Here is a 15,486-nt window from a genome sequence, read left to right on the forward strand (position 1 = left end):
CGCCGCCGCCGGCGGACCGCGTACCGCCGCCGTCAGGCCGAACGCCTACCGGCGGCACGATAGATTGGGAGCATGCCCGCTCCCTACACCCTGATCCTCCTGCGCCACGGCAGCAGCGAGTGGAACGAGAAGAACCTGTTCACCGGCTGGGTCGACGTGCGTCTCAGCGAGACCGGCGTCGCCGAGGCCAAGCGGGCAGGTGAGCTGCTCCGCGACTCCGGGTTCCAGCCGGACGTCCTGCACACCTCGGTGCTGAGCCGCGCCATCCAGACCGCCCATTTCGCCCTGGATGTCTCCGACCGGCTGTGGATTCCCGTCCAGCGGTCCTGGCGTCTCAACGAGCGTCACTACGGTGCGCTGCAGGGCCTCGACAAGGCCGAGACGCTCGAGAAGTACGGCCCCGAGCAGTTCCAGCTGTGGCGCCGCTCGTTCGACGTCCCGCCGCCGGTGATCGCCGACGACAGCCCGTTCTCGCAGGTGGGCGACGCCCGCTACGCCGACCTCGGCGACGGCGTGCCCCGGACCGAGTGCCTGAAGGACGTCATCGCCCGGATGCTTCCCTACTGGGAGTCGGACATCACGCGCGACCTCTCGGCGGGCAGGACGGTCCTCGTCACGGCGCACGGCAACTCTCTGCGCGCGCTGGTGAAGCACCTCGACGGGATCTCCGACGAGGACATCGCCGGCCTCAACATCCCGACCGGCATCCCGCTCGTCTACACGCTCGGTGAGGATTTCGCACCGCTCGAGCCGTCGTACTACCTCGACCCGGAAGCGGCCGCCGCGGGCGCCGCAGCCGTCGCGGCCCAGGGCAAGAAGTAACGACCCCCCACCATCGAGTCCACAAAGACTGCACATGACACGCCGTGTCGACGTGCAATCTTTGTGGACTCGATGGTGGGGCGGGAGCGGAGGGGGTCAGGAGGCGAGCTCGGGAGCCCAGTCGCCGGTGGCCAGGTACTGCACCTTCTTGGCGATCGAGACGGCGTGGTCGGCGAAGCGCTCGTGATAGCGCGAGGCGAGGGTCGCGTCGACGGTGTCGACCGCCTGGCCCTTCCACGTCTCGCCGAGCACCTTGTCGAAGACACTGATGTGCAGCTCGTCGATGTCGTCGTCGTCGTTGCGGATCTCGTCCGCGAGGCGCAGGTCCTGCGTCCGGAGCAGTTCGGCGAGCTTCTGGGCGATCTGCACGTCGAGCCGGCCCATCTCGCCGAAGGTCGAACGGAGGCTCTTCGGCACGACCTTGTCGGGGAAGCGGTACCGTGCGAGCTGCGCGATGTGCTCCGCCATGTCGCCCATCCGCTCCAGGGACGCACTGATCCGCAGTGCGCTCACCACGATCCGCAGGTCGCGGGCGACCGGCTGCTGACGGGCCAGGATCTGGATGGACAGCTCGTCGAGCAGCACCGTGAGCTCGTCGATCCGGTGGTCGTTGGCGATGACGTCCTCGGCCAGCGAGACGTCAGAATCGTTGAAGGCGAGCGTCGCGTTCTTGATGGAGCGGACGACCAGCTCGGCGATCTCGACGAGGCGGTCCTGAACTTCCGCCAGCTCCTGCTGGAAGACTTCGCGCATGGGGTGTGGTCCTTCCTGGCGTGCGCGGGCACGCGGGATGTCGGGCCTTCTGACCCGGTGTTCCATGTTCGCCGCGCCAGGTTAACAAACGGTGCCCCGCGGCTGAACAGTCTCTAACGTACCCGCGAAAAGACGCGGCCGGGGGCGGGACGCGTCGCTGCCCGCGTATCGGCATCACCTACGCTGGAGGCTATGGACTCCACCGGTTTGGTGCTGCTGTCGCTGAGCCTGGGGCTCGCCGTCGGCGCCGGTTTCGTGTGGATCCTGCACATCGCCGCTCGGCGCGGCGACCATGCCGCGCAGGTGGTGAATCCGGTGGTGCCGGATGGGGTGGACCAGGTGCTCGACGCCCTGGAGTCAGCGGGTGTCGTTCTCGACCCATCGAACAACGTGATCAAGGCCTCGCCCGGGGCGCATGCCATCGGCCTGGTCTGGAACGGCGCCCTGGTGCACCCGCACCTCATCGACCTCGTGAACCACGTCCGGCGCACGGGCGAGTCGTTGACGGAGGAGTGCGAGCTCTCGCGTGGCCCCTTCGGCGATGCGAACATCCACCTCAGCGTCCGGGTGGCACGGCTCGGTTCGCGCTACATCCTGCTGCTCGCCGAGGACCGCACCGAGTCCTACCGGCTGGATGCCGTCCGGCGCGACTTCGTGGCGAACATCAGCCACGAGCTGAAGACGCCGATCGGCGCGGTCGGCCTGCTGGCAGAGGCGCTCGACGACGCCTCCGATGACCCGGATCAGGTCCGGCGCTTCGCACTCCGGCTGTCGGAGGAGGCGCAGCGTCTCGCGCGGATCACGCAGGACATCATCGAGCTCAGCAGGCTGCAGGCGACGGATGTCCTGGGCACCGCCGTGGAGCTCTCCGCCAGCAAGGTGGTTCGGGCCGCGATCGACCAGAACAAGGTGGCCGCCGAGACCCGGAACATCGAGATCGCCATGCGCGGCGACAAGCAGGCGCAGGTCCTCGGGAACGAGGCCCTCCTGGTGACCGCCGTGCACAACCTGATCTCGAACGCGATCCAGTACTCGCCGGACGACTCGCGGATCGGCATCGGCGTCCGCAACTCCGGCGGCGTCGTCGAGATCGCCGTGACCGATCAGGGCGAGGGAATCCCGGAGGAGGACCTGGACCGCGTGTTCGAGCGCTTCTTCCGCGTCGACCAGGCGCGCTCGCGCAACACCGGAGGCACGGGGCTCGGCCTCTCCATCGTGAAGCACGCCGTGCAGAACCACGGCGGCGAGGTGCGGGTCTGGTCGCAACCGGGCCGCGGCTCCACCTTCACGATCCGGCTGCCCGAAGCCTCCACCGTCCGACCCCCGATAGGAGACCACCCGTGACATCGATCCTGCTCGTCGAGGATGAAGCGGCGCTCAGCGAGCCGCTCGCGTACCTGCTGAGACGCGAAGGCTATGAGATCCAGGTGGCGGAGGACGGACCCGGAGCGATCGCCGCGTTCGACCGTGACGGCGCCGACCTGATCCTGCTCGACCTGATGCTGCCGGGCATCCCGGGCACCGAGGTGTGCCGGGAGATCCGCACCCGTTCGAACGTTCCGATCATCATGCTGACCGCCAAGGACTCCGAGGTGGACATCGTGGTCGGGCTCGAGCTCGGAGCCGACGACTACGTGACGAAGCCGTACTCGTCGCGCGAGCTGCTCGCCCGCATCCGCGCGGTTCTCCGCCGGCGCGTGGAGGAGGAGGAGCTTCAGGATGACGGCGTGCTGGAGGCGGGCACCGTGCGGATGGATGTGGATCGCCACACCGTCGCCGTCAACGGCCAGGAGATCTCCATGCCGCTGAAGGAATTCGAGCTCCTGGAGCTGCTCCTGCGCAACGCCGGCCGCGTTCTCACGCGCGGTCAGCTGATCGACCGGGTGTGGGGGAGCGACTACTTCGGTGACACGAAGACGCTGGATGTGCACATCAAGCGCATCCGCTCACGGATCGAGGAGAGCCCCTCCGAGCCGCGGATGCTGGTGACCGTCCGCGGGCTCGGCTACCGCTTCAACGCTTAGCGGGCGGCCGGCAGGATCGTCGGCGGCACCAGGCCCGAGTATTCCGGGAGCCGGCCGTCGAGGACGGGAACGGTGAGGTTCACGCCGATCTGGTCGCCGTACTGGAAGTACACTTTGAACAGCCCGCCGGGCTTGGTGCTGAACTCCGGAAAGAGAACGTTGTCCGGGCCGCTGGTCTCCGGGTCCTGGCCGAGCTGCGTGATCTGACCGGGGCCGACCGTCACGTGGGCGGCGCCGGGAGTGCCGTCGCCGGCGCTGATCGCGACCTGCTCGCTCGTCGAACCCGTGTTGACGAGTGTGAGGACGAGGTTGCCGACCGTGCCGTTCTTCGCGTCGGTGATGATCATCGCATTGCGGATGTCGATGGATCCGACGCTTCCGCCGACGCCGTCGCTCGCGTCGTAGTGCTTGGTGGTGGCCTGCGGGGCGATGAAACCGCATCCCGCGGTGCCGAGCGCGACGGCCAGGGCGAGGGCGACGGACGTCGCGACTCGAGCTTTCACGGATGACCCTCCCGGTGGTTTTTCCCTGCAACTCTATCGTATGTAGAAGGTGTGTCCGGGGCCCGCTGGGGGCGTGAGGGCGAACCTTAGCATGTGCCTCGTGTGGTATCCTATTCATTGCTGAAGGGACAACAAATCTATGCTTTTCGAGGTTGGCGAGACCGTCGTCTATCCGCACCACGGTGCCGCAACGATCACCGAAGTCAAGAAGAGAATCATCAAGGGTGAAGAGAAGCTGTACCTCAAGCTCAACGTGACGCAGGGCGACTTGACCATCGAGGTCCCCGCCGAGAACGTCGATCTCGTCGGTGTACGCGATGTCATCGGCAAAGAAGGTCTCGACCGCGTCTTCGAGGTGCTGCGAGCCCCGTTCACCGAGGAGCCGACGAACTGGTCGCGCCGCTACAAGGCCAATCTCGAGAAGCTGGCCTCCGGCGACGTGATCAAGGTCTCCGAGGTCGTCCGTGACCTCTGGCGCCGGGACCAGGACCGTGGTCTCTCCGCCGGCGAGAAGCGCATGCTCGCGAAGGCCCGTCAGATCCTGATCTCCGAGCTCGCGCTCGCCGAGAAGACGGACGACGAGAAGGCTTCGACGTTGCTGGATGAGGTGCTGGCCTCCTGAGGCCGCTTCCGACGAATTCACGGCCCTGCCGCCCTGTGCCCGACGCACAGTGCGGCGGGGCCGTTCTCGTTCCCGGGCGACGCGGCCCGACGGCCGCGGTTCCCGGTACGCTCGTCGCGTGGACAGCATCACTGGACCGCGCGTCGCGGTCGTCATCGTCGCCGCCGGCTCGGGGACCCGACTGGGTGCCGATGTGCCGAAGGCGTTCGTGACGCTCCGCGGCGTGACGCTGCTGGAGAGGTCCCTCCATGCCGTTCGGGGAATGCTGTACCCGGCCGAGCCCATCGTCGTCGTGCCGGCGGACCGTCTCGACGAGGCGGCCGAGCTGGCGCAGCGGGCAGCGGGGAGGCCCGTGACCGTGGTGACCGGCGGCGAGACCCGGCAGGCCTCCGTGGCGGAGGGACTGTCGATGGTGGATGCGCAGGCCGAGGTGGTCCTGGTGCACGACGCCGCCCGGGCGCTGGCGCCGTCCGCACTGTTCGACGCCGTCGTGGACGCCGTGCGGGAGCGGGGATACGGCGTGGTGCCGGGGCTGCCCGTCGCCGACACCGTCAAGCGGGTCGGTGCCGACGGCGCCGTGCACGAGACGGTCGACCGGAGCATCCTCGCGGCGGTGCAGACCCCGCAGGGGTTCCCCCGCGAGCAACTGCTGACCGCCTACGCCCTCGCCGAGAGCGAGGAGACCGACGACGCGGGCCTCGTGGCGGCGGCCGGGTTCCGGGTGGATGTGGTGCCCGGCGACGCGCGCGCGTTCAAGGTGACGACCCCCTGGGACCTGCGGCGGGCCGAAGAGCTGCTCGCCGATTCCGCCGTGCCGCGGATCGGGACGGGGAGCGACACGCACGCCTTCGATCCCGCCGCCGAGCTGTGGCTGGCCGGCCTCCACTGGCCGGGCGAGCCGGGCCTCGCCGGGCACAGCGACGGAGACGCGGTCGCTCACGCGATCGTCGACGCCCTGCTGTCCGCCGCGGGCCTCGGCGACATCGGTGGTGTCTTCGGGACGGGCGATCCGCGGTTCTCCGGCGCGCACGGCGAGGTCTTCCTGGCCGAGGCGCGCCGGCTGGTGGAAGACGCCGGTTTCCGGATCGGCAACGTCGCCGTGCAGCTGGTCGGGAACCGTCCGAAGTTCGCCGCGCGGCGGGCCGAGGCTCAGGAGCGGCTGTCCGCGATCCTCGGTGCACCCGTGTCGATCGGCGCCACCACGACGGACGGCCTGGGCTTCGCCGGGAGGGGTGAGGGCGTCCTGGCGCAGGCGACGGCCCTCCTGTTCGGCTGATTCCGTCCACAGCCCGGCATGCTGGCGACTGATCCACATGTTCGACATACAGCACGTCGACGAGGGGGCGGCCCGTAGGCTTATGCCGTGACCCTGCGACTCTTCGACACGAAAGCCGGCGCCCTGCGCGACTTCGTCCCCCTCCGCGAGGGCGAGATCGGCATCTACGTGTGCGGGCCGACCGTTCAGTCGTCGCCCCACATCGGCCACCTGCGTTCGGCGCTGGTGTACGACCAGCTGCGTCGCTGGCTCGCGTACCGCGGATTCGACGTGACACTCGTGCGCAATGTCACCGACATCGACGACAAGATCCTGGTGAACGCCGCCGCCGGGATCGCGGAGGGCGGCAGCGAGCAGTGGTGGGCGCTCGCGTACCGCTTCGAGCTGGAGTTCACCGACGCGTACCGCGCGCTCGGCATCCAGCCGCCGACCTACGAGCCACGCGCGACGGCGAGCATCCCCGAGATGCAGGAGCTGATCGGGCGACTCATCGAGTCGGGCCACGCGTATGCGGCACCAGACGGTTCCGGTGACGTGTACTTCGACGTGAAGAGCTGGCCGTCGTACGGCGAGCTGACCCGGCAGAGCATCGACAACATGGAGGCGGCCGCCGACGCCGACCCTCGCGCCAAGCACGATCCGCGCGACTTCGCGCTCTGGAAGGGCCGGAAGGCGGACGAGCCGGAGTCGGCCGCGTTCCCGTCGCCCTGGGGAGAAGGCCGGCCGGGGTGGCACATCGAGTGCTCTGCGATGTCGCGGAAGTACCTCGGACCGCACTTCGACATCCATGGCGGCGGACTCGACCTGCGTTTCCCGCACCACGAGAACGAGGTCGCCCAGTCGACGGCCGCCGGTGACCCGTTCGCCAACTACTGGGTGCACAACGGCCTGGTCCACGTCAACGGCCAGAAGATGAGCAAGTCGCTCGGCAACTCGGTGTATGCGGCCGATCTGCTCGGCGCGGCCCGTCCGCTCGTGGTGCGCTACTACCTGGGCTCGGCGCACTACCGCTCGACCATCGATTTCCACGACGGGTCGCTCAGCGAGGCCGAGGCCGCGCTCGACCGGATCGCCGGCTTCTTCGAGCGGGTGGAACGCCGCTTGTCCGGCACCCGCTTCGCCGGGCACGGCGTCGAGGTCGTGCCCGACGCGTTCGCCGAGGCGATGGACGACGATCTCGCTGTCCCGCAGGCGCTCGCCGTCCTCCACGACACCGTACGCTCAGGCAATGCGGCACTGGATGCGGAAGACTTGGAGGCGGCGGCCACCGCTCGCGGGCACGCGCTCGCGATGACGGAGGTCCTCGGCATCAACCCGCTGTCGCCGCAGTGGCGCAGCGGCGGCTCGACCGTCGCCGAGTCGGCGCTCGGCGAGCTGATCGACCGCCTCCTCGCCGACCGGCAGGACGCCAGGGCCGCACGCGACTTCGCCGCAGCCGATCGCATCCGCGACGAGCTGACGGCGGCAGGAATCACCATCGAAGACACCCCGACGGGGTCGCATTGGAGCATCGGATCATGAAGAACTCGGGTGGAAAGCCCCGCGCCGGCGCGGTACGCAAGAGCAAGAAGGGCGCCCAGGTCGGCACCGGAGGCCACGGCCGCAAGGCCTTGGAGGGCCGCGGCCCGACGCCGAAGGCCGAGGACCGCGACTACCATCCCGCGGGCAAGGCGAAGGCCCTGCGTGAGCGGGCCGCAGCCAGAGCGGCCCAGCGCGGGGGACGGGATGCGGCTCCGCGCGGAGCCTCGGGCGCCTCGCGTCGCGCCAAGAACGGCGACGAGAGCGAGATCGTGACGGGCCGCAACTCCGTCCTGGAGGCTCTGCGCGCCAACATCCCGGCCAGCACGCTGTACATCGCAGCCCGGGTGGAGTTCGACGACCGGATGAAGGAGATTCTCTCCATCGCGACCCGCCGCGGACTGCCGATGCTCGAGGTCATGCGTCCCGAGCTCGACCGTCTCGCCGGCCGCGACGCCGTCCACCAGGGAGTCGCCCTCAAGGTGCCGCCGTACGAGTACGCGCACCCCGGCGAGCTGCTCGACCGGACGATCCGCACCGGCCAGACGCCGCTGTTCGTCGCCCTCGACGGGATCACGGACCCCCGCAACCTCGGGGCGATCATCCGGTCCACCGCGGCGTTCGGCGGTCAGGGCGTCATCGTCCCGCAACGGCGCTCGGTCGGCATGACGGCGTCGGCCTGGAAGACCTCGGCGGGCGCAGCCGCGCGCACGCCTGTCGCCATGGCGGCGAACCTGACGCAGACGCTGAAGGACTTCAAGAAGGCGGGAGTGTTCGTCCTCGGCCTGGACGGAGGCGGCGACGTCGCTCTCCCCGGCCTGTCGTTCGCCGACCGGCCGGTGGTGATCGTCGTCGGAAGCGAGGGCAAGGGGCTGTCCCGGCTGGTGACCGAGACGTGCGACGCCGTTGTGTCCATCCCGATCACGGCCGCGACCGAGTCTCTCAACGCCGGCATCGCGGCGAGCGTCACACTGTACGAGATCGCCAAGCTCCGGGCGGAGGCCGGCGCCAGGAGCTAGGGCAGCACGACGAGCGACGGCGGCAAGACGAGCCGGCGGAGCACGACGGGCTGAGCAGCACGAACAGCGTCGGGGCGGGGCGGGGGGAGGCCGGACCTCAGACCTTGGAACGCCAGTCGTCGTCGTCCTCGTCCTCCGCCGCGGCCGCGCCGCCCAGCACCGGGATGCTGATCGTCTCGGTGGGCGGGGCGATCACCGTCGCCTCGTCGCGGCGGTGCCGGAGGATGTCGTTGATGTACGACGTGAGCGCCTCGGCGAGGGGAACATCCCGTCCCTCGTTCTGCGACATGAACCAGCGGTGCTCCAGCAGCTGGTGGAAGACCTCGGCGGGCTCCAGCTTGCCTTTCAGGTCGGCCGGGATGGAGCGGATGACCGGCTCGAAGACGCGCAGCAGCCACTCGTGGGCCATCGCCTCCTCGTCCAGTCCCTCCTTGCCCACGGTCGCGGCATAGGAGTCCAGGTCGTTGAGCAGGCGGCGCGCCTGGTTCTCTCCCGTGTCGAGTCCCGTGAGGCGGAGCAGGCGGCGCTGGTGGTGACCGGCATCCACGACCTTCGGCTGGATGCGCACCTTCGTGCCCTCCTCCGACGTCTTGATCGCCAGCTCCTCGATGTCGAAGCCCAGCTCGTTGAGCCGCTCCACGCGCTCGCTGATGCGCCACCGCTCCGACGAGGAGAACGACTCACTGCCGGTCAGCTCCTTCCAGAGCGAACGGTAGGCGGCGACGATTCCCTCGGAGACGCGGATGGGGTCGAGCTCCTCGTCCGCACGGCCGCCGGCTTCGAGATCCATCAGCTCGCCGGCGATGTTGACGCGCGCGATCTCGAGGTCGTTCTCGCGCTGCCCGTTCGACAGGCCGCCCTCGTACAGCTGGCCGGTCTCGGCGTCCACCAGATAGGCCGCGAACGCGCCGGCATCGCGGCGGAACAGCGTGTTGGACAGCGAAACGTCCCCCCAGAAGAACCCGACGATGTGCAGGCGCACCAGGAGCACGGCGAGAGCATCGGCGAGCCGGGTGGCCGTGTCGGGCCGCAGGGTCTGCGAGAACAGTGCGCGGTAGGGGAGCGAGAACTTCAGGTGCCGGGTCACGAGCGCCGCGTTGAGCGGGGTGCCGTCCTCGTCCGTACGGTTCTTGATCACCGCGACCGGGTCCACGCAGGGCACATCCAGGCGCTGGAGCGTCCGGAGCATGTCGTACTCGCGCTGCGCCATCTCGGCCGTCGTCTCCTTGATGGCGATGACGTAGCCGGACAGGTTGGCGAAGCGCACGAGGTGCCGGCTGATGCCCTTCGGCAGCAGGGCGATGTGCTCGTTCGACCAGTCCTCCAGCGGAATGCTCCACGGGAGGTCGAGGAGCGCCGGGTCGACGGTCGCTGCGGTGATGTTGACGGATCCGGCCACGATGGTCCTCCGGTCGGTGTGTTCGCTGAGGCGTACGAGCGGGCCGTTAAGCCACTCTGCCGCAGCCCGATCCGGACTGCGGCAGAGTGTGAACCGCTCTGCGCCTTCAGGCTACGACAAGGTCGGTAGCCTCTTCGACAAGGCTCAGTCGACCACGGCGCCGCCGAGGCGCTCGCCCGACTCCGCGTGGAAGACGTGGACGTGGCCCGGCTTCGGGGTGATGTAGACGGTGTCGCCGGCGTTCGGGTGAACGCGGCCGTCCACGCGGCCGACGATGTCGGTGCGCTTGCCCTCGACCTCGGAGTGGCCGTACAGGTAGCCGTCCGCGCCGAGCTCCTCGACGAGGTCGACCGTGACCTTGAGGCCGGTCCCCTCGGTGTTGGAGACGACGACGTCTTCGGGGCGGACACCGATGGTGACCGACGAGCCGGCGTTTGCGATCGTGTCGCGCTCGACCGGCACGACGGCCGAGCCGAAGCGCACTCCGCCGTCGGTGACATCCGCCGTGAACAGGTTCATGGCCGGGCTGCCGATGAAGCCGGCGACGAAGACGTTGTTCGGCTGCGCGTACAGGTCGCGGGGGGTGCCCACCTGCTGGAGGACGCCGTCCTTGAGCACCGCGATGCGGTCGCCCATGGTCAGCGCCTCGGTCTGGTCGTGCGTGACGTACACGGTGGTGACGCCGAGGCGGCGGGTCAGCGACGCGATCTGCGTGCGGGTCTGCACGCGGAGCTTGGCGTCGAGGTTCGACAGCGGCTCGTCCATGAGGAACACCTGGGGGGAGCGGACGATCGCCCGGCCCATGGCGACACGCTGACGCTGACCACCGGAGAGGGCCTTCGGCTTGCGGCCGAGGTACGGCTCCAGGTCGAGCAGCTTCGCCGCCTCGAGGACGCGCTTCGCGCGCTCCTCTTTGCCGACGCCCGCGATCTTGAGCGCGAAGCCCATGTTCTCGGCGACGGTCATGTGCGGGTACAGCGCGTAGTTCTGGAACACCATCGCGATGTCGCGGTCCTTCGGCGGCACATCGGTGACGTTGCGCTCTCCGATGAAGATGTTGCCGTCGTTGACTTCTTCGAGGCCCGCGAGCATGCGGAGCGAGGTGGACTTACCGCAACCCGAGGGACCGACGAGGACGAGGAATTCCCCGTCTGCGATCTCCAGGTCCAGTGCGTCCACGGCGGGGCGGGTGGATCCCGGGTAGAGCCGGGTCGCCTTGTCGTAGGTGACTGTCGCCATTTTCTTCTTTTCTCCTTCACCGGCAGGTACGTGCCGGACGATCCGTTGTGAATGGATGAACGTGGTCGACGTTGCGATGGCGTCGATGCCACCTGGCCATAATATGGCATCGGCGGACCTGCGATGTACCCGGGGCGTCCAGCCGTCGTCTGGTCGATTCCCAGACAGCCGGTTTACGCTGTCCCGGTTGTGTGCGCCGGAGGTGCGCCGCCCGCCGCGTCCCCCCGCGCGGCCCCTCGACCCCGAGAGCAGTACGCCCAGACTATGAGTTCCATGACCGATCCCGACGACAGCCGCCCCGGCGACGTCCGCGCGGCCGCCCGGGAGAAGGCTCGCCAGCTCCGCACGTCGCAGCAGCGCCGAGACCGCCGTCGTCGTCTCCTGCTGACGGGCGGGATCCTGCTCGGCGCCCTCGCCGTCGCCGCCATCGTCGTCGTCGTCATCGTCAGCTCGATCCGTCCGACGGTCCCCGGTCCGCGCAACATGGCCAGCGACGGCGTCGTCGTCGGCTCGGGCCTCGCCGTCAAGACGACGGCCGCGCTCGCGGCGGACGCCAGGCCGGTCGCCAGCCGGCCCGATCCGTCGGGGAGCACGGTCGACATCCGGATCTACGCCGACTACCTGTGCAAGCTGTGCGGCGACTTCCAGCGGACCAACCTGAAGCAGCTGGAGCCGTTGGTGAAGGACGGCGCCGTGACCGTCGAGATGCACCCGGTCGCGATCTACACGAGTCACTCCGCGGGTACCAAGTACTCTCTCCGCGCGGCGAACGCGGCGGCGTGCGTGGCGAACTACAACCCGGACGCCTTCTGGAAGTTCAACGCCTCCCTCTTCGAGAAGCAGCCGGCGGAGGGCGGCCCGGGCCTCAGCGACGACGTCCTGAAGAAGCGGGTGGCCGCGGCCGGAGCCACGAACACCAGCGACATCGACTCGTGCATCGCGGATGGACGCTTCACCAGCTGGGTGACCGCAGCGAGCGACCGCGCGCTGAGCGGCCCCATCCCGAACTCGGACGTCAAGAAGATGACCAACGCTCTGCTGGTGCTGGTGAACGGCAAGCCGTACACGGGTCCCTTGACCAGCGCGAGCGACTTCAAGGCCTTCGTGCTGCAGGCGCAGGGCGACCAGTACTCCTCGACCGCCACACCGACGCCGACTCCGTCGTCCACACCCTGACCCGGTCGTCGACGCGTCCGCATCTCCGGCAGCCTCGCCCGCTGCTCTAGGATTGTGGACGGCGGGCGACCGCCATCGCCGGCTTAGCTCAGTTGGTAGAGCACTCGCCTTGTAAGCGAGCGGTCGCGGGTTCGAGTCCCGCAGCCGGCTCCCTCGGGATCCAGCGTCATGTCCGTTCCCACGCCACGTCTCTTGCTAGTGTGACGAACGAAATCCGCAGAGCGACCGCCGTCGACCTCCCGCCTGACGCACCCGTGATCGTGGAGGAGCCGCAGCGGCCGCGTCGGCTGGACGCCGACACGATGTTCGCGATCGCCGCGACGATCATCGGCGCCAGCTGCATCCTCGTCTCCGCGATCGCCCTGATCTCGGCCTGCGTCGTGCCGCTCGGGGTGACGGTCACCGTCGTCGCGGCCGTGACGGCAGCGGCGATCGCGGCCGTCCTGCCGGTCGGCGCGCTCTGGGTGTGGATGCTCGAGCGCAGCGACCGTCAGCTCTGACGACCGCAGAGGTGTCGCCCGAGCCGAGCGACGCTCCGTGCGCCGAGGGCTATGCGCTCGGAGCCGGCGGCGCGCCGTCGGAGCTCGCCGACGGGGCTGATCCCGAGCTTGTGAGGATGAGCTGATCGAGCGCCTGCGCGGGGGTCAGCGAGGTACGGACCGCCTCATCCCACACCCGCTCGTAGGCGGCTTCGCTGACCGGGAGAGAGCGTGGATCGGCCTGCTCCCGGACCGGCTTCGCCGCGTGCAGCCGCAGCAGCCGTGCGCCCAGGAGGAACGGGACGTTGTCCGCCGGTGCGATGCCACGTCGCCCGGAGCGGATGGAGATGACGAGGGCGCCGGACGAGGCGGCGTGGCGGACCTCCCGGATCGTCATCCCCGCCAGCTGTGCGAACTCGTGGATGTCGAGCAGCTCGGGGAGCTTGCCGACGTATTCCTCCACGATGGCGTGACGCAGCTTCGTCCAGGCCTCGGTGTGGTCGCGGCGCCGAACGGAGACGTCCTCGCTCACGCTGATCTCCGCCATGTGCTTCCCTCGATCCTTGGATGTGCCGATCTGCTCTTACCCCTGTAAGACGGGGTGAAGGCCCCGCGCGTGACGCGCAGCGCTCAGAATCACCGGGTGGATTGCCGGACTCGCTTCATGGCCGCCCGCTCGGCCGAACTTCTGCCCGGGCGGTGACCGTGCGGGTCAGGGCGGTCAGCGGAAGGTCAGGACCTGTTCGCCCCAGCCGGCGCGGAGCCGTCCGTCCAGGTCGGGCACCAGCCGATCGTTCCGGCCGATGACGAGGGTCGCCCGTCCGTCCGCGTCGTAGGGTCTCCAACCGGTGCCGGGGACGCCGCTGTGGGCGAAGGCGGCCCAGCGTGCGCGCACCCGTTGCGAGACCGCCTCCGCCGTGCGGCGGCCGCCCAGGACGAACGACGGGTCGCGCGGGAGCGTGGAGAAGTCGCCCCAGGCATACGGCAGCTCGGTCGCGTGCGCCGCACCGATCCCGGTCAGCCGCAGCAGCCGGGGCGCGTGGTCGAAGCGGTACAGGAAGGTGGGCGCGACGGTGCTGTGGCCGGCGGCGGTCCAGAGCGCGGGCATCCGGAAGGCGATGTCGGTGGCCACGCGGACGCCGCGCGAGAGCGGCCGGCGGGCGTAGACGGCGAGCACGGCCTCGCGGGAGGGGAAGCGGACGCCCGGCGCCTGCTCGGTGGGAAGTGCTGCGAACATCCGCTCCAGCGCCGCACGACGGATGGGCAGCAGCGGCGACCGCATCAGCCGGAAGAGCGTCGCCTCGTCCCGGTTCGTCCCGATGACCAGGGGCACGGGCAGCCCGCGGCCCTCGCTCAGCACCCGGAGGGGCGGTTCCGGCAGCAGGTCGTCGCCGACGGCGGGGGCGAAGGCGAGCCGCCCCGGATGCTCGCGCGGGATCTCGGTGTACACGGCGGCGCCCGCATCCACGATGGCCTGGACGGGGAGCTCGCGGAGCGCCGCCGCGTCTCCCGGGGACACTCCGAGGTGCTCGAGGAAGAGTCGCGCGACCGTCGCAGAGCGCTCGGGGCCGTACATCGACCCGGCGGGCGGGCTCTGCGCGATGGCCCGCTGGAACAGCCCGCCGGCGGCAGGCGACGCGAGGAGCGCGGTGACGAGTCCGGCGCCGGCGCTCTGGCCGAAGACGGTCACCGCGTCCGGATCGCCGCCGAACGCATGGATCTCGTCCTGCACCCAGCGGAGGGCGAGCAGCACATCCCGCAGCCCCGGGTTCGACTGTGCCGTCGCGACGCCGGCCGCTCCGAGGTCGAGGAAGCCGAGCGGGCCGAGGCGGTAGTTGAGGGTGACGAGGACGACGTCGGCGCTCGTGACCAGCACGTCGCCGCGATAGATCAGCTGGCTGGATGCGCCGAGAGCGTAGGCGCCGCCGTGCAGCCACACCATCACCGGTCGTAGGCGGCCGGATGCCGGTTCGGCCGACGGGCGGACGACGTTGAGGAACAGGCAGTCCTCGTCCATCCGCGCGGTGCCCGGCGGGCCGAGCGGGACGGCGGGGTTGGGCCGCTGAGGCGACGCAGGACCGAAGGCGTCGGCCTCGGCGACGCCATGCCACGGTGCTGCCGGGACCGGCGCCCGCCAGCGGAGAGCGCCCGTCGGGGGCTCGGCGTAGCGGATGCCGCGCCAGGCGGCCACGCGGCCGTCGTCGCGGCCGCGGACCGCGCCCGCTGCCGTGACGACGACCGGCCGCCCGTTCACGCCCCGGCGGTCTCCTCCCACTGCATGAACGGGCGCAGCTCCAGCTGCCCGTTACGTGCCATGGGATGACGCGAGGCGATGTCGATGGCCTCCTCCAGGCTGTCCACGTCGAGGATGTCGAATCCGCAGATCCACTCCTTCGTCTCGGCGAACGGACCGTCGGTGACATACCGCTTGCCGTCGCGCACCCGCACCATGCGGGCCTCCGAGGGCGGCTGCAGCACCTCGCCGATCAGGCGCTTGCCCGTGGATTCGAGCTCGTCCACCCACAGGTCGACGTCGGAATCGTCCTGCTCGCTGTCCGGCTCGGTGGTGGTGACCACGAACATCATGTACTTCATCGTTCTGTCCTCTCGATTCGCGAACGTTTCATCGGGACGTCGAACGAGACGACCACTTCTC

16 protein-coding genes and 1 tRNA gene are annotated in these 15,486 nt (G+C 69.7%); 10 read left to right on the plus strand and 7 right to left on the minus strand.

The features are described from left to right. Nucleotides 1-72: 72 nt before the first annotated feature. Nucleotides 73-822, plus strand: a complete 750-nt coding sequence (locus BM287_RS14740) for a phosphoglyceromutase (RefSeq protein ID WP_090040839.1) — start codon at nucleotides 73-75, stop codon at nucleotides 820-822. A gap of 96 nt (nucleotides 823-918) precedes the next feature. Here BM287_RS14740 and phoU read toward each other — a convergent pair whose 3' ends face one another. After that, nucleotides 919-1,575, minus strand: coding sequence for a phosphate signaling complex protein PhoU (gene phoU, locus BM287_RS14745; protein ID WP_090040837.1), 657 nt, complete (start codon nucleotides 1,573-1,575; stop codon nucleotides 919-921). Between the two features lie 192 nt (nucleotides 1,576-1,767). On the opposite strand from phoU, the gene BM287_RS14750 reads away from it, so the two are divergent. Continuing rightward, complete coding sequence (locus tag BM287_RS14750) at nucleotides 1,768-2,919, plus strand: sensor histidine kinase (RefSeq protein WP_090040835.1); 1,152 nt, start codon at nucleotides 1,768-1,770, stop codon at nucleotides 2,917-2,919. Beyond that, complete coding sequence (locus BM287_RS14755; protein ID WP_090040833.1) at nucleotides 2,916-3,599, plus strand: response regulator transcription factor; 684 nt, start codon at nucleotides 2,916-2,918, stop codon at nucleotides 3,597-3,599. The genes BM287_RS14750 and BM287_RS14755 overlap by 4 nt, the downstream gene beginning before the upstream one ends. Here the strand turns inward: BM287_RS14755 and BM287_RS14760 are convergent. Continuing rightward, on the minus strand, nucleotides 3,596-4,102 hold the full coding sequence (locus tag BM287_RS14760) for a hypothetical protein (RefSeq protein ID WP_090040832.1): 507 nt from the start codon (nucleotides 4,100-4,102) through the stop codon (nucleotides 3,596-3,598). The genes BM287_RS14755 and BM287_RS14760 overlap by 4 nt on opposite strands. Before the next feature lie 139 nt (nucleotides 4,103-4,241). Here BM287_RS14760 and BM287_RS14765 point away from each other — a divergent pair, with 139 nt between their 5' ends. The 4 genes from BM287_RS14765 (at nucleotide 4,242) to rlmB (ending at nucleotide 8,537) form a co-directional block, all read left to right on the plus strand. After that, a complete protein-coding gene (locus BM287_RS14765) occupies nucleotides 4,242-4,724 on the plus strand; it encodes a CarD family transcriptional regulator (protein ID WP_090040831.1) in 483 nt (160 codons plus the stop codon). A gap of 118 nt (nucleotides 4,725-4,842) precedes the next feature. Then, entirely contained in the window at nucleotides 4,843-6,000 is a 1,158-nt protein-coding gene (ispD, locus tag BM287_RS14770; RefSeq protein WP_090040829.1) for a 2-C-methyl-D-erythritol 4-phosphate cytidylyltransferase, read from the plus strand. A gap of 87 nt (nucleotides 6,001-6,087) precedes the next feature. Then, nucleotides 6,088-7,521 (plus strand): cysteine--tRNA ligase, encoded by a 1,434-nt coding sequence (cysS, locus tag BM287_RS14775; RefSeq protein WP_090040827.1) that lies wholly within the window; start codon nucleotides 6,088-6,090, stop codon nucleotides 7,519-7,521. After that, a complete protein-coding gene (gene rlmB, locus BM287_RS14780; protein WP_090040825.1) occupies nucleotides 7,518-8,537 on the plus strand; it encodes a 23S rRNA (guanosine(2251)-2'-O)-methyltransferase RlmB in 1,020 nt (339 codons plus the stop codon). The genes cysS and rlmB overlap by 4 nt, the downstream gene beginning before the upstream one ends. A 97-nt stretch (nucleotides 8,538-8,634) precedes the next feature. Here the strand turns inward: rlmB and BM287_RS14785 are convergent, their stop codons facing one another. Both BM287_RS14785 and ugpC read right to left on the minus strand, forming a co-directional pair. Further along, the gene (locus BM287_RS14785; protein WP_090040823.1) at nucleotides 8,635-9,936 is read right to left on the minus strand and encodes a DUF4032 domain-containing protein; all 1,302 of its coding nucleotides are present in this window, start codon (nucleotides 9,934-9,936) and stop codon (nucleotides 8,635-8,637) included. A 144-nt stretch (nucleotides 9,937-10,080) separates the two neighbouring features. Then, complete coding sequence (ugpC, locus tag BM287_RS14790; RefSeq protein WP_090040822.1) at nucleotides 10,081-11,175, minus strand: ABC transporter ATP-binding protein; 1,095 nt, start codon at nucleotides 11,173-11,175, stop codon at nucleotides 10,081-10,083. A 273-nt stretch (nucleotides 11,176-11,448) separates the two neighbouring features. Between ugpC and BM287_RS14795 the strand changes: the two genes are divergently transcribed. From BM287_RS14795 to BM287_RS14805, 3 genes are all read left to right on the plus strand, one after another. After that, nucleotides 11,449-12,351 carry a DsbA family protein gene (locus BM287_RS14795; protein ID WP_090040820.1) on the plus strand — a complete coding sequence of 301 codons (903 nt, stop codon included), beginning with the start codon at nucleotides 11,449-11,451 and terminating at the stop codon, nucleotides 12,349-12,351. 77 nt (nucleotides 12,352-12,428) lie between these two features. Then, nucleotides 12,429-12,501, plus strand: a tRNA-Thr gene (locus BM287_RS14800). A gap of 50 nt (nucleotides 12,502-12,551) precedes the next feature. After that, nucleotides 12,552-12,851, plus strand: coding sequence for a hypothetical protein (locus BM287_RS14805; RefSeq protein WP_139230698.1), 300 nt, complete (start codon nucleotides 12,552-12,554; stop codon nucleotides 12,849-12,851). A 49-nt stretch (nucleotides 12,852-12,900) separates the two neighbouring features. Here the strand turns inward: BM287_RS14805 and BM287_RS14810 are convergent, their stop codons facing one another. From BM287_RS14810 to BM287_RS14820, 3 genes are all read right to left on the minus strand, one after another. Then, a complete protein-coding gene (locus BM287_RS14810; protein WP_090040816.1) occupies nucleotides 12,901-13,377 on the minus strand; it encodes a hypothetical protein in 477 nt (158 codons plus the stop codon). A 174-nt stretch (nucleotides 13,378-13,551) separates the two neighbouring features. After that, nucleotides 13,552-15,084 carry a carboxylesterase/lipase family protein gene (locus BM287_RS14815; protein WP_090040814.1) on the minus strand — a complete coding sequence of 511 codons (1,533 nt, stop codon included), beginning with the start codon at nucleotides 15,082-15,084 and terminating at the stop codon, nucleotides 13,552-13,554. Further along, nucleotides 15,081-15,425 carry a YciI family protein gene (locus tag BM287_RS14820; RefSeq protein WP_090040811.1) on the minus strand — a complete coding sequence of 115 codons (345 nt, stop codon included), beginning with the start codon at nucleotides 15,423-15,425 and terminating at the stop codon, nucleotides 15,081-15,083. Before BM287_RS14820 ends, BM287_RS14815 begins: the two co-directional genes overlap by 4 nt. Nucleotides 15,426-15,486: the final 61 nt, after the last annotated feature.

It is taken from the genome of Leifsonia sp. CL147, assembly GCF_900114565.1.
Taxonomy (GTDB): domain Bacteria; phylum Actinomycetota; class Actinomycetes; order Actinomycetales; family Microbacteriaceae; genus Leifsonia.